General features: G+C 66.5%; 11 protein-coding genes. 3 read left to right on the forward strand and 8 right to left on the reverse strand.

Going from position 1 to position 14,226, the window contains the following annotated elements; all coding sequences use genetic code 11:
* Positions 1-79: 79 nt before the first annotated feature.
* From MNR01_RS03485 to MNR01_RS03500, 4 genes are all read right to left on the reverse strand, one after another.
* Entirely contained in the window at positions 80-3,043 is a 2,964-nt protein-coding gene (locus MNR01_RS03485) for a TonB-dependent receptor (RefSeq protein ID WP_241919591.1), read from the reverse strand.
* A 94-nt stretch (positions 3,044-3,137) separates the two neighbouring features.
* Positions 3,138-4,160, reverse strand: a complete 1,023-nt coding sequence (locus tag MNR01_RS03490; protein ID WP_241919592.1) for a LacI family DNA-binding transcriptional regulator — start codon at positions 4,158-4,160, stop codon at positions 3,138-3,140.
* 157 nt (positions 4,161-4,317) lie between these two features.
* On the reverse strand, positions 4,318-4,611 hold the full coding sequence (locus MNR01_RS03495; RefSeq protein ID WP_241919593.1) for a BolA family protein: 294 nt from the start codon (positions 4,609-4,611) through the stop codon (positions 4,318-4,320).
* Complete coding sequence (locus MNR01_RS03500; RefSeq protein WP_241919594.1) at positions 4,608-4,907, reverse strand: YciI family protein; 300 nt, start codon at positions 4,905-4,907, stop codon at positions 4,608-4,610. The genes MNR01_RS03495 and MNR01_RS03500 overlap by 4 nt, the downstream gene beginning before the upstream one ends.
* A gap of 365 nt (positions 4,908-5,272) precedes the next feature.
* Here MNR01_RS03500 and MNR01_RS03505 point away from each other — a divergent pair, with 365 nt between their 5' ends.
* The 3 genes from MNR01_RS03505 to MNR01_RS03515 all read left to right on the forward strand — a co-directional run bounded on the left by MNR01_RS03505 (position 5,273) and on the right by MNR01_RS03515 (position 9,003).
* Positions 5,273-6,193: a ScpA family protein gene (locus tag MNR01_RS03505; RefSeq protein WP_241919595.1), complete on the forward strand. Its 921-nt coding sequence runs from the start codon at positions 5,273-5,275 to the stop codon at positions 6,191-6,193.
* 139 nt (positions 6,194-6,332) lie between these two features.
* Positions 6,333-7,319: an SMC-Scp complex subunit ScpB gene (gene scpB, locus MNR01_RS03510; RefSeq protein ID WP_241919596.1), complete on the forward strand. Its 987-nt coding sequence runs from the start codon at positions 6,333-6,335 to the stop codon at positions 7,317-7,319.
* Positions 7,312-9,003: a pseudouridine synthase gene (locus tag MNR01_RS03515; RefSeq protein WP_241919597.1), complete on the forward strand. Its 1,692-nt coding sequence runs from the start codon at positions 7,312-7,314 to the stop codon at positions 9,001-9,003. Before scpB ends, MNR01_RS03515 begins: the two co-directional genes overlap by 8 nt.
* Before the next feature lie 68 nt (positions 9,004-9,071).
* Here MNR01_RS03515 and MNR01_RS03520 read toward each other — a convergent pair whose 3' ends face one another.
* The 4 genes from MNR01_RS03520 to MNR01_RS03535 all read right to left on the reverse strand — a co-directional run bounded on the left by MNR01_RS03520 (position 9,072) and on the right by MNR01_RS03535 (position 14,167).
* Positions 9,072-9,833 carry a slipin family protein gene (locus MNR01_RS03520; protein WP_241919598.1) on the reverse strand — a complete coding sequence of 254 codons (762 nt, stop codon included), beginning with the start codon at positions 9,831-9,833 and terminating at the stop codon, positions 9,072-9,074.
* Between the two features lie 12 nt (positions 9,834-9,845).
* Complete coding sequence (locus MNR01_RS03525; RefSeq protein ID WP_241919599.1) at positions 9,846-11,276, reverse strand: nodulation protein NfeD; 1,431 nt, start codon at positions 11,274-11,276, stop codon at positions 9,846-9,848.
* Positions 11,277-11,365: 89 nt separating this feature from the next.
* Complete coding sequence (locus MNR01_RS03530; RefSeq protein WP_241919600.1) at positions 11,366-13,606, reverse strand: hypothetical protein; 2,241 nt, start codon at positions 13,604-13,606, stop codon at positions 11,366-11,368.
* Positions 13,607-13,702: 96 nt separating this feature from the next.
* Positions 13,703-14,167 (reverse strand): YbaK/EbsC family protein, encoded by a 465-nt coding sequence (locus MNR01_RS03535; protein ID WP_241919601.1) that lies wholly within the window; start codon positions 14,165-14,167, stop codon positions 13,703-13,705.
* Positions 14,168-14,226 lie beyond the last annotated feature (59 nt).

The following is a 14,226-nucleotide window of genomic DNA, read 5'->3' on the forward strand; positions in this document are numbered from 1 at the left end:
ACCAGCTGCCGTAGAGGGAGGAATGGAGCAGGACGTGGCCGCCGGCCGCCCGACGAGGTGGACGGCCGGCGGCAACGCCTCAGAAGTTGAAGCCAAGGGACAGTTTGAACGTACGGGTCGGAAAGAACTGTGTATTGGGCTCGCCAAAATTCTCGTTCGGGTCATTGAAGCCGCCGGGGAAGTCGTCGTATCCGGCGTAGTTGTCCCAGTCGAACAGGTTCAGCACATCGCCACGGATCCACATCTTCAGTCCGGCGCCGGTATCGAACTCCTTCATCACCGCCACGTCGAACTGCTTGAATCCAAACGTTCCGTCCGGCTGGTACTGGTCGATGAAGCAGTTGTCGGGCTTGTCGACATCCAGGCAGTTCGTGGCGTAGCGCCACACCGGTGTCGCCAGCGTCAGCTTGCCGGAGAAGGTGAAGCCTGCCGGGCCGTCGTAGATACCGGTCGAGACCAGACGATGCTCGGGCACGTCCTTGGCCTTCTTCCAGCCGTAGTCCTGAATCGTCGGGAAGTCGAGCGCGAACACTTCCCCACCCTGCCGGTTCTCCTTGGCGTCGGTGTAGGTGTAGGCGAAGGTCACGCCCCAGCCCGATTCGGTGGTATAGGGCTTCTCGGCCTTCAGGAACAGCGAGGTCGCCCGCGTCTTGATGCCGTTGGTGCCGATGATGAGGTTGCTGAACCCGGTCAGCCCCTGCCCGAACGGCGCCCCCCAGTTGAAGTCCGGCCGGAAGAAGGAACCATCCGGACGACGATTGCCCAGCAGGAACGCGAAGCCGTCGTAACTTTCGATGTACGACACGGTGGCGTCGGTGAGCCAAATGCCGGCCGAGTTGCGCATGCCGAGGCTGAACTGATCCGAGTAAGGCGTCTTGATGTCGTTGTCGATCGCGAATACTTCGCGGCCGGCGCCACTGGGCGATGCCAGCGCCGCCAGCGCGGCCGGATCGAAGTACGACGGGTTGAAGTCGATGCATGGCGCCGACGTCGGGCAAGTGCCATCGGCGCGACGGAACCACACCTCCGTCGTCGGGAAGGTGGCCTTGGTGATCTCCAGCTGCAGCCAGTCGAACAGGTTGCGGTCGTAGGCCCGGCCGGCACCGCCATAGATGACATGTTGCTGGTCGGCGTTGAGGTCGTAGGAGAAGCCCACGCGCGGCTGCCAGCCGTCCTTGAACGAGTCACGGTTGTTGCCGGTACTGATGTAGTCGTTGACGTTGATGCCGGAGTTCGGGCTATTGATCGCCGCAGAACCGCGCAACGCCGCCACCACGTCGTCGGGCGTCACGTAGTCGAGGTAAGTCGGGCTTTCCTCGTAGTCGTAGCGCAGGCCCAGGTTGAGGATCAACTTGTCGTTGACCTCCCAGTCGTCCTGGATATAGAAGCCGTATTGGCGGTTGCGCGACGTGGCACTGCCATCACCGACGCCAGGCAACGCCGAACCAAAGCGGACATTGATCGGCTGCGACAGGCTGCCGTGGATGTCGTAGGTGAACTGCGGGTTATAAGGCTGGCGCTCGATCGCGCTGACCTCGACACTCTTGAACTTGACGCCACCCTTGATCGTGTGGCCCTGCCAGCCGGTGTAGGTCAGGTCGTCCTGCAGGCCCCAGCCTTCCTGGCCCTTGTCCTGGAAATCCGAACCAGCCCCGCTGCGCACCACGGTGTCGAAGATGTTGGTTCCGTCACTGAGGTTGTAGGCGATGCCGTTGTTGACCGGACGCGGATTGAACGTCGCCTCCTCGTAGGTCAGGTGAGCGTCGTTGAGCCAGTCACCGTTGGTGTACTGGTAGCGAAGGTCGACTCGGGTCTCGGAGTTGTCCTTGCTGGTGGCGTAATTGGGTACGTTGAGGTCACCGATGCTGGTGATCTCACTCTCGTCGCGGTACTTGCCGGTCAGCTCGAGGTAGTGGTTGTCGCCGATCGCCCAGTCGAGCTTGCCGAAGTACAGGTCCTCTTTGAACGGCGCGGTGTAGAACCCGTTGCCGGCCTGCGCCTGGATATTGGCGGGTAGCTCGTCGAGGGTGAAGCCACGGCCCGGAATCAGGGTGCGCGGCGACTCGTATTCCTTGGCCTCGTAGGAGAGGAAGAAATGCGCCTGGTCCTGGATGATCGGACCGCCGAAGGTCGCGCCGTACTGCTCCTCCTTGCTACGGGCCTTGGTGTCGTCGCGATCCTCGAATACGGTCCGGTCGCGCCAGTCGGTGTTCGTGTAGTCCCAGAAGAAGCTTCCTTCGAAATCGTTGGTGCCCGAACGTGTCGTGGCGACCACTGCGGCACTGCTCAGCTGGTCGAACTCGGCCTTGTAGTTCTGGCTGATGACTTTGTATTCACCGATCGCCGACTGCGGGAAGGGATTGCCGCGGGTCGAATCCTGGCCGCTTATGCCGCCCTGCAGGACGTAGTTCTTCTGGCCGACGCCATCGATATACACGTTGATGCCATTGGAGCTCTGTGCGCCGGACTTGATCCGGGTCGAACCTTCCGGCCCGCCTCCCTGGAACTGCACGCCGGGCGCGAGGTCGGCAAAGGCCAGGAAGTTCCGGGTGCCCTGCGGGAGCGATTCGAGTTGCTTGCTGGTGACGTAGGTGGCGATCTCGGAGGTCTTGGTCTCGGGCACAAAATCCGACGTCACGGTGACCGCATCGATGTCGGTGGCCTCCGGCGCAGGTGCCGTCTCGGCAACACCGCCTGCGGCCGCAAGGTTGACCGTAGCCGTCTGCCCGACCTGTACGGTGATGGTGCGCGTAGTGGTGGCATTGCCTGCGACCACGTCGACACGATACGTGCCCGGCGGCAAGCCGCCGACGTTGTAACTGCCGTTGGCCGCCTGGACCTTGCGGCTAAGGCCCGTGGCGACGTTGGTCGCGGTGACCTGGGCTTCGGCGGCGGGTGCCGCGTCAACGGTGATCTGGCCACGAATCGTGGCTGCGGTGCTTTGTGCGAGCGCTGCGGGGGCTGCCAGGGCAATGCATGAGGCCAAGGCGCAGGCCAGCAGGCGTGGAGTCGGGCGATTTGCGGAGCACGGATGGGGCTTCATCTGCTTCCTCTCTCTAAAAGCCATTCGAACGTCGAATCACTTGCTGTCGCACACTTACAGGGCCAATCGGGGGACGGCCCGGAAAAGGTCAGGGTCAAGAGTTGCGGAGCGTGCCGCTGTCGACGCTCGACTCGCGCACGATCAGTTCAGTCGGCAGCGCAATGGCGTTCGAATCCGGGATGGTTTCACCGGCGACGCGTGCCAGCAGCTGGCGCGCGGCGCGCGCGCCCAGCTCGGCGATGTTGACCCGCATCGTGGTCAGGCTCGGGTGGACGTATCGCGCCAGCGGAATGTCATCGAACCCGGACAAGGCGATGTCCTGCGGAACACGCACGCCGGACTGGGCGAAAGCGAACAGGCAGCCCAGCGCCATCATGTCGTTGGCAGCGAACACTGCATCGGGCCGCGGCGACGCGGCCAGCAGTTCGCGGCCGGCGCGATGGCCGGACGCTTCGTCGAACTCGCCCCGAACCACCCACGGCCTGGCATCGGGCACCAGCTCGGACAGCGCATCGCGGTAACCGCGCAGTCGCTCGTGGGCGTCGAAGTTGTCTTCCGGCCCGGCAATGAAGGCGATGCGGCGGTGGCCACCGGCGACGAGGTGCCGGACCATCGCGACCGCGCCGCCGTGGTTGTCGACGCCGATCACCGCCGCACCGTCGAGGCCGGCCTGGCTGTTGATCAGGACGGCTGGCAACGACGGTTCCAGGTGTTCGCTGAGGATCGTTGGCGCGGCGACGTAGGGCGACATCACCAGCAGGCCATCAACCCGGCCGCGCATCGCGCGCAGGGCCGCGCCCTGCTCTTCCGGATTGCCGTGGTAGCTCGACACGAGCAGGTGCAGGCGCGAGGCCCGTGCCACCTGGTCGATGCCGCGCATCAGTTCGGAGAAGAATTCGCCGTGCAGGTCCGGCAGGACCACGCCCAGGGTCTGGGTGCGGCGGCTGCTGAGGCTGCGGGCGGCGGCATGCGGGGTGTAGCGCAGCTCGTTGGCTGCGGCCAGAACCCGATTGCGGACCTCTTCGGCTACGTTGCCGTGGCCGTTGAGTGCCCGGGACACGGTGGCCACTGACACCTGGGCCACGCGCGCGACATCCTTGATGGTTACGCCAGCCAAGATTTTCGGCTCCGCGGTTTGATGCGGGCCGACTGTAAACGTTTACAAGCGCAAGTGTAAAGCGATCGTTACGCAACCTTGGAGCGCGTCTCAAAAGACCGGCCTACAGACTTCAAGGGGGCACGGAATTGCTGCGCCGCGGCACGGGTGATGGGCCTCAGAGGCCCTCGTCAGGCGTCCGGGCGCGGATCGCCAAGGCATGGATGTCGGTGTCCATCAGGCTGCCGACCGCCGCATACACCGCCCGGTGCCGGGCGATCGGGCTGAGGCCGGCGAAGGCCTGGCTGACAATGTCGACATTGAAGTGTCCGCGGCCATCGGCGGCGCCGGCGTGGCCGGCATGGCGGTGGCTGTCGTCGTGGACCTCCAGCGACTGCGGCGACAAGGCGGCCTCGAGGGCAGCCCGGATCGCCGCCACCCGCTCCTCGCGGGGTAGCGGTCCGGCGGTCACGGCAGGACCTTGCGGAACGGGCGCACTTCCACCCGCTGGTAGACACCTGCGGCGACATAGGGGTCGGCGTCCGCCCAGGCGCGGGCGGCGGCGAGCGATTCGAACTCGGCGATGACAACGCTGCCGCTGAAGCCGGCCGGGCCCGGATCCTCGGCATCGATGGCCGGACACGGCCCCGCCAGAAGCAGCCGACCCTGGTCGCGCAGCGCCGTCAGCCGGGCCAGGTGCTCCGGGCGGGCCTGCAGGCGCTGGGCAAGTACTTCGGCGCCGTCATATCCTTCAATCACGTACCACATGCGTTCTGTGCATCCTGTCGGGTCTGCATGAATTGTAGCCATTGCCTGCGCTGCCGCCGCTGGACACGGCCAGAACGAGGTCGTACCCTAGCTTCCACAGCCCAAGGCCGGATAGCAGCGGCCGTCGCGACTGGATCCCCACACCGTCGCCATGCACGCACCCAGGTGGTGCGCCGCTGCCTCCAACGGCCTGCGCCCGTACCCTCGATCGTATTTCGCCGCCAAGCCCCCGCATGGTGCGCAGGTCGTAGGCGTTCGGGCTCAGCACCGACTTCAAGCAGTCCGTTGCACCCGTATGGTGGCCTCATCAGGCCGCCAGCACCGAAGCGATAGCAGTGCCCACGGCCCGGAGGGGCCGGTTCCGAATGACCGAAGAACGCGCAGCCGACGCGAGCGACCCGCAGATCGTGGTCGCCCAGTCCCAGGCTCCCACGCACCCGCAGCAGCAGGAAATGCCGCTGGCGGTGGTGCATGGCCAGCCGGTGCTGCAGATCCCGCAGGACCTGTACATCCCGCCGGACGCCCTGGAGATCATCCTGGATGCGTTCGAAGGACCGCTCGACCTGCTGCTGTACCTGATCCGCCGGCAGAACCTGGACATCCTCGACATACCCGTGGCGGACATCACCCGCCAGTACGTCGCCTACATCCAGGCCATGCACGAGATGCGCTTCGAGCTGGCGGCCGATTACCTGGTCATGGCCGCGATGCTGGCCGAGATCAAGTCGCGCATGCTGCTGCCGCGCTCGGCTGCCGAGGAAGGCGAGGAAGACGACCCGCGCGCCGAGCTGGTGCGCAGGCTGCAGGAGTACGAACGCTTCAAGAAGGCCGCCGAAGACATCGACACCCTGCCCCGCCAGGATCGTGACACGGCACCGGTGCAGGCCTTCGTGCCCGACCGCGCCTCGGTCCGCCTGCCGCCGCCGGTGGAGCTCAAGGAGATGCTGCTGGCGCTGCACGACGTGTTCAAGCGCGCCGAGCTGTTCACCCAGCACGCGATCAAGCGCGATGCACTGAGCGTCCGCCAGCGCATGGGCGAGCTGCTGGAGCGACTCAAGGACGGCAGTTTCTACCGCTTCGAGTCGCTGTTCACCGCCGAGGAAGGAAAGCTCGGCGTGGTGGTGACCTTCCTGGGCCTGCTGACGCTGGCCAAGGAGCAACTGGTCGAGATCGTGCAGGACGCGCCGTTCGCACCGATCTACGTCAAGTCGCTTGCATTGCTCAAGGACGGGGAAGAGATCGAGCTGAGCAGCGAGTTCGACGAACCGGCTGCGAATGACGACTGACCTCGTGTCATTGCGATGTCACCGCGTCATCCCGGCGAAAGCCGGGACCCAATTTGATTTTCGCTACGGCTCGAGTGGATCCCGGCTTTCGCCGGGGTGACGAACACACAACACTGCCAGGCAACAAACGAAGCCATCCATGGATCAACAGCTAGTCATCCGCATCGTCGAAGCCGCCCTGCTGGCCTCCAGCCAGCCGTTGACGCTGGCCCAGCTGCAGGCGCTGTTCCCCGACGACCAGCCGGCGCCGGCCGACAGCATCGAACAGGCGCTCGAAGCGCTGCGCGCGGGCGACGACAACCGCGGCGTGGAACTGGTCGAGGTCGCCTCCGGCTTCCGCTTCCAGGTCAAGGCCGACGTCCACCCCTGGGTGGCCCGGCTGTGGACCGAACGCCAGACCCGCTACACCCGCGCCACCCTCGAGACCCTGGCGCTGATCGCCTACCGCCAGCCGATCACGCGCGGCGAGATCGAGCAGGTCCGCGGCGTCGCGGTCAACAGCAACATCATCAAGGCACTTGAAGAGCGCGAGTGGATCCGCGTGGTCGGCCACCGTGACGTGCCCGGCAAGCCGGCCCTGTTCGGCACCACCCGCGGCTTCCTCGATTACTTCGGCCTCAAGCGCCTGGACGAACTGCCGCCGCTGTCGGAACTCAAGGACATCGGCGAGCTCGAGCCGCAGCTGCAGTTCGAAGGCGCCACGCCGATCGCGGCCGGTGGCATCGCCGATGGCGTTGGTACTGAAGAGGCCTCCAATTCCGACCTCGACATCGATGCAGTGCAGGACGGCGACGAGCCCGTCGCAGGCATCGAAGCCGTTGTTGAAGCCGACAGCGAAACGAACGCCGAAGCCAGCATCGAAGACGAAGACGACATGCTGACCGGGGAAGACACCGACGAAGACATCGTCGCCGGCGACGCACAGATCGACGCCGACTTCGACGACCCCGACGATTCCAACGAACAAGACACCGCCCCACAGGGCACACCCGAAGCCGCGCCGGGAATGCGCGCGGCGGACGTGAACGATCCCGAGCAAGACATACACGCCGTCGAGACGACGACCGTTCCGGAAGACACAGACGAGGCCGAGATGGCCGAGTCGGAGCAATACAAAAATGACTGAAGAAAAGAGCCGCAAGCTCACCCTCAAGCGCATCACCGACACCACGGGCGAAGCGCCGCGGCTGGAAGAGCGCCTGCACAAGGTCCTGGCCCAGGCTGGCCTGGGTTCGCGCCGCGCGCTGGAACAGCGCATTGCCGATGGCCTGGTCAAGGTCAACGGCGAGGTCGCGCAGGTCGGCATGAGCGTCAAGAGCGGCGACAAGGTCGAGCTCGACGGACGTTCGTTCGTCGCCAGCGCGCTGACCGATCCCTCGCGCGTGCTGATGTACAACAAGCCCGAAGGCGAAGTGACCACGCGCGAAGACCCCGAAGGTCGCCCGACCGTGTTCGAGTCCCTGCCCGCGCTCAAGGGCGCGCGCTGGATCGCGATCGGCCGCCTCGACATCAACACCACCGGCCTGCTGCTGCTGAGCACCGACGGTGAACTGGCCAACGCCCTGATGCACCCGTCGTTCGAAGTCGAACGCGAGTACGTTTGCCGCGTGCGTGCGCCGGAAGGACAGGACGTCGTCCCCGAGAACATCGTCGACCGCCTTGCCCGTGGCGTCGCCCTGGAAGACGGCCCGGCCAAGTTCGACGAGATCGAACGCATCGGCGGTACCGATTCGCACGACTGGTTCCGCGTCGTGGTCAAGGAAGGCCGCAATCGCGAAGTGCGTCGTCTGTGGGAATCGCAGGGTTGCCAGGTCAGCCGCCTCAAGCGCGTGCGCTACGGCGACGTCGCGCTGCCGCGCGAGCTGCTGCGTGGTCAATCGCGCGAGCTGGCGTCGGATGCGGTCGAAGCCCTGCGCGGCAAGCTCGGCCTCGAAGACGGCGCGCCGTCGTCGCTGACGCTGCAGCCGGTGATCGGCCAGCGCAAGGCGACCAAGGCCACCATCGACCTCACCGGCCGTGCCCGCTCCAATGGTTATGTCGGTGGCCACAACACCGCCGACGAAGGCCGTGAGCTGCGTCGCTTCGACCACGTGCGTGAAGACCGCGGCGGTCGTGGCCGTGGCGGTCCGCGCAAGCACGGTGGCCTGACGGTCAGCGGCGAAGCAGCCGCCAACCAGTCGCAGAAGCCGTTCAAGCAGCGCAAGGAAAAGGGTCCCAAGCCGTTGCCGGATGGCAATCCGGCGGCGTTCCGCACCTGGTACGTGCCGGACGGTGTCAGCACCGGTCCGAGCGGTCATCGCAATCCGGATGGTCGCGGCAAGGGTCCGGGCCAGGGTCGCCCGCAGGGTGGCAAGGGTCCGGGTCGTCCGGGCGGCGGTGGCGGTGGTCGCCCCGGTGGCGGCTACGGCGGCGAGCGCTCGGGTGGCTACGGCGGCGAAGGCCGCGGCGGCTTCGGCGAGCGCGGTCCGCGTCGTGAAGGCGGCGGTGGCGGTGGTCAGGGCCAAGGCCAGGGTCAGCGCAGCTCGCGTCCTTATGGGCATCCGGGCAACGCGCCGAGCTTCCCGTCCGATCACGCCAATCCGGGCAGCTTCAATCCGTACGGCGACAAGCCGCGCGCCCCGCGTCCGGCAGGCGGTCGCCCCGGTGGCGGCGGTCGTCCGGGTGGCGGCGGTCCGGGTGGCCCGGGGGGTCGTCCCGGCGGCGGTGCACGTCCGGGCGGCGCGGGTCGTCCGGCCGGTGGCCCGCGTCCTGGCGGTCCGCGCGGTGGCGGACGCCCGGGTGGCGGTCGCGGTCCGCGCGGCGGCGCTTGATCGCTGCTTGAACCATTGAATGACAAAGGGCGCTTCGGCGCCCTTTGTTTTTTATGTGTACCGATTCGCTACGACGGCCCTTCCCTGCCCCTGTCCACCAACTGCTGTATCAGCTCCATCGGCAACGGGAACACGATCGTCGAGCTTTTCTCGCCGGCGATCTCGGTCAGCGTTTGCAGGTAGCGCAGCTGGATCGCGCGCGGATCGCCGCCCAGCAGGCGTCCGGCTTCGACCAGCATCGCCGCCGCCTGGCGCTCGCCTTCGGCGTGGATCACCTTTGCCCGGCGTACGCGCTCGGCCTCCGCCTGGCGTGCGATCGCGCGGACCATCGTCTCGTTGAGATCGACCCGCTTGATCTCGACATTGGCGACCTTGATGCCCCAGGCGTCGGTCTGGCTGTCGAGGATGTTGCGGATGTCGTCGTTGAGCTTCTCGCGCTCGGCCAGCATCTCGTCGAGTTCGTGCTGCCCCAGCACCGAACGCAGCGTGGTCTGCGCCAGCTGGCTGGTGGCTTCATAGAAATGCTCGACGTTGATGATCGCCTTCTGCGGATCGACCACGCGGAAGTACACCACCGCGTTGACCTGCACCGAGACGTTGTCGCGCGAGATCACATCCTGCGGCGGCACGTCCATCACCACCGTGCGCAGGTCGACGCGCACCATCTGCTGCACGACCGGTATCAGCAGGATCAGGCCCGGGCCCTTGACCTTCCAGAAGCGGCCCAGCTGGAAGACGACGCCGCGCTGGTATTCGCGCAGCACCTTGATCGCGCTGATCAGGATCACCGCTATCAATACGATCACCGGGAAATACATCGCCAGGTACATGGACGCTCTCCTTCAGTCAGCCCGTCTGGTTTCCGCTTCGGGTTCGACACGCAACACCAGCCCGTCCAGTGCCAGCACGCGCACCGGCTGGCCACGCCGCACCGGCACGGCAGAACGCGCCTGCCAATGCTCGCCACGGACGTGCACCTGGCCCAGCCCGTCGAAATCGCGCGTGGCCACGGCCATCTGGCCGACCAGTTCTTCCTGGCCGGTAACCACCGGTTGCCGTCGCGCGCGCGAGGCCAGCCAGATCATTCCCATGAACATCACCGCGGTGGCCGCACCTATCCCGGCGATCAATCCACCCGGCACGCCGAATCCCGGCACCTGCGTGTCGAACAGGATCAGCGAGCCGGCAACCAGCGCGACAACGCCGCCGACTCCGGCCGCGCCGACGCTCGGCATCGCAAACTCGATGGCGATCAGCGCCACGCCCACCACGATCAACGCGACGCCGGCGTAGTTCACCGGAAGCACCTGCAGGCCATACGCGGCCAGCAGCAGGCAGATCGCGCCGACCATGCCGGGCAGGATCGCACCCGGGCTGTAGCCCTCGAATACCAGCCCGTACAGGCCGATCAGCAACAGCAGGTATGCAACTGTCGGTTCGGTCAGCACCGCCAGCAGACGCGCGCGCCAATCCGGCGTGACTACGGTCACCGTCTTGCCGGCCAGATCGAGCGTCACTTCGCGCTGCGCGAGCCGGACCTTGCGCCCCTGCGCCTGACGCAGCAATTGCCCGGTGTTGCCGGCGATGATCTCGATCACGCCCTGCGACAGGGCCTGGGTTGCCGTCAACGTGGCGGCGTCGCGCACGGCGGCTTCGGCGAACTCCTGGTTGCGTCCACGCAGCTCGGCCAGGCTGCGCAGGTATCCGACGGCATCATTGACCGCCTTGCGCGACATCGCGTCACGAGGTTCGTTGCGTGGCGACGGCGTGGTGGCTGGCGCGTTCGCTGCCGGCGGTTCGCGTTGCCCGCGTGATTCCTCCGGCTCCGGCTCCGGCCCCGTACCGGGCCCGGGTCCGCCCATCGATACCGGCGTGGCGGCACCGAGCGACGTCGCCGGCGCCATGGCCGCCAGGTGGCAGGCATACAGGATGTAGGTGCCGGCGCTGGCGGCGCGCGCCCCTTCCGGCGCCACCCAGGCGATGACCGGCACGGGCGATGCGAGGATGGCCTGATTGATGTCGCGCGTTGCCGCATCGAGGCCACCCGGCGTGTCGATCCGCAGCACCACGGCCCGCGCCCCCTCGTCACTGGCGCGCCTGAGGCCGCTGCGCAGGTAGTCGCGCATGGCCGGGCCAATCCCGCCCTTGATGTCGAGCAGCAATATTTCGCCGGATGGCGGTGATGAAGGTGGCGATGGCGCCTGCGCGGTCACCGGGCAAGCCGCCATCAGCAGCGCGCAGGCAACGATCCAGGATCGGAATGAAGCGCTCATGGGTACGCAGGCAAGCGCGCAAAGCGCCCGCCTCGTCCAGAGTTAACACCAAGTCCCGTTAAGGAAACGGAAGCGAGGCGATCACAGCTTCAGCGCAACAGGTTGGGCTGCGACTCGTACCACTGCTTGGCGTGGATCATGTGGAAGTCGCGCTGTCCGTTGTTGACGGCCACCGCACAACTGAGCACGCCCCAGTTCGCATACAGGCTGCCGACGCGGCTCTTGCCCTTCAGGCGCAACCTGGCCTTGAGTTCGTAGCGCTGGTTGCTCGCCTCGACCCGGTCGAGCACCAGCACGTCGTCCCTCCATTGCAGGTTGGCGCTGACCTGGGCCTGCCCGGAGTCGATCATCTTGAACACCCACTTGGGGTAGTCGCGCTTGCGGGAGAACAGCGCCAGCAGGAAGCCGACGTCCTTCATGGCGATGTTGGCGCGACCGCTGACCGTGACCGGCTTGTCCCAGTCCATCCGCGCCCGTTGCAACTCGATCCGCGCCCACCAGCCGCTGCGCGACTCGCCGCCTGGCTCGGTGAAGCTCATGCCGTTCAACGTCACCCGGCTGCCGTCGATGTTGAAGTTGTGTCCGGTCAGGTCCGCACGCCGCAGTTGCGTGTTGACGTCGACGTTGCCGCGCAGCGCGATGCCGGCGAAATGCAGCTGCGTGCCGCTGCCCCTGACCCGCACCACGCCCGTCCCGACCGCACCGGCGCCGTCCAGGTTCAGGTCTCCGCTGACCGTTCCGGCGCCACCGTCGAAGCGCATCTGCGTGACAGGCAGGTAGCGGTTGTAGACGCGCAGGTCGGGAACACGGGCATCGGCAAAAACCAGATGCGCCCGCAGCGCATCGCGGACTTCCTTGACCGCGCCCGGCTGCTTGAGCTTCTCTCGTTCCAGCCCCGAGACGGTCTGCAGGTCCAGGCGCAGGTTCTGCCCTTCCACGTAGGGTCGATCGGGCGCGTCCTCGGCCGCGATGTTGAAGCGGTCCATCACCAGTTCGAGACTGGGCAGCAGTTCGTCGTTCGGACCTGCATCCAGTCGACCGGCGGCGCGCGCGCGGCCCTGGATGCGGCTGCCCATTACGTGCGCCACGGCATCGACCTCGGGTATGCCGATGCGGCTGCCGGCGGCGACCTTGCCATTGACTACCTGCATGTCGACATCGACCGCACCGGACCCGTCCAGCGCCAGCCAGGGCGCATTGAACAGGTGGCCCAGCCAGCGCAGTGACGAGAACTCCCAGCGACCCACCACATGGCCGGAGGTGCGCGGCAGGGCCGCCTTGAAATCCTGCAACGGAATGTCGTTACCGTGCAGCCGCAGGTCGGCATCGAGGAAGAGCGGCTTGCCTTCATGCGCCGGCGCTTTCGCCTTGAACACGATGTCGCGATCGACATCCAGCATGAAATCCAGCGCGCCTTCGCGCGGCTTGCCGGCGATGTCGGTACCGGTCACGGGCATGTGCCAGCGCAGCTCGCTGCCGGGCTTGAGCGAACCGCGCGCGAAGGCCAGCTTGGCGTGTGCCCGGCCCTGGCCGGGCACGGTCGAAATCGTGATCTTTCCCTGCTTGTCGGTGACGGTCTTCACCGCTGCCGACACGCCGTCCAGGTTGAGTTCGGCGTCGGTCATCAGCAACTTGCGAATGCCCGGTGCCTGCGCGCGGGTATGGCGCGCAATGGCGAAGCGCGCATCGATGCGGGCATCGTGCAGCAGCGTGTCGCCCTTGTAGGCAAGGCGTGCCTTGTCGAAATGCGCGGTCGATGGCATCAGCTCGAGCGCGCCGCCGCGGAGCTGCTTGTAGAAGCCGACCTCGGCACTGCCCGGGCCCTGCAGTTCGAGCCCGGCGAAGTGGCCGGACTTGATCGAGCCGGTATGGATGCGATCGAAGCGCAGTACCCAGCCGCCGGGCCGCGGTTGCGGCGGCGGCTTGCGAACCTCGAGCAGGTCGGCACCGCCGGAGACGTCGAACGCTTCCACGTCCGGCACGCGGACCTCCTTGTGCAACAGCGGCAGGATGGCCACGCTGCCTTTCGCCTTGCCGGCCTGCACCGACCAGCGCGTGCGTCCGACCTGGCCCTTCATGACCACGTCCCACACCGTCACCCGGCCCGGCCACAGCGTGATGCCCGGCCCCCACTGGATCTGGAATTTCTCCGGCTTGCGGTTGGCGACCCACGGCCCCAGCGGTGTGTTGAGGAACACGTTGCCGAGCAGGAAGTAGGCCGCATAGACGATCAGCAACCCCAGCGCGATGCGCCTGAGCCACGGGCGTACGTTCGGCGGCACGCGGTCCCAGTACGACCGCAGCTGGCTTTTCCAGGGGGCGCTGTTCATGCGCCGGAGCTTAGCCAAGCGGTTGTGAGAATGGGCATCACACGGGGTCGGGCGGGAGCGGCCTCATCCACTCCCGCCTATACCCGTCTTCGCGGGTTAATGGCGGGTGAGGTGGACCACCCGCGGATGCACCAGACGTTCGAAATCCTCCCAGCCCATCCGCATCAGTTCGCGGTGGTTGCCAGCGTTGAAGGCGATGCGCGCATCTTCGGCAAGGCTGTCGGCGGCATACACCTCCATGCCGTAGAGGTTGCCGAACGGTGGCATCGCACCGACTTCGCACTCGGGGAAGCGATCCTTGAAATCGGACTCGCTGGCCAGCGCGACTTCGCGCGCGCCGCTGACCTGGCGAAGGCTTGCAAGGTCCAGCCATTCGCTCGAAGGCAACACCGCCATCGCCAGCTTGCCGTCGAGCCGGACCATGACCGTCTTGGCCATCTCCTGCTCGTTGATGTGGGCGCTGGCCGCGGTGGCCTGGGCGGTGAACGCGTGCGGATGCGTCATCGTGTCGTAGTTGACGCGATTGGAATGAAGGAATTCTTCTAGGCGTGGAGATGACATGGCCTGGGCTCCCTGATTGCGGAGCCGGCACGGCAGGTCCGGTGGCAGTGGGCGCGTCG

The organism is Lysobacter sp. S4-A87, assembly GCF_022637455.1.
Classification (GTDB): Bacteria; Pseudomonadota; Gammaproteobacteria; order Xanthomonadales; family Xanthomonadaceae; genus Lysobacter_J.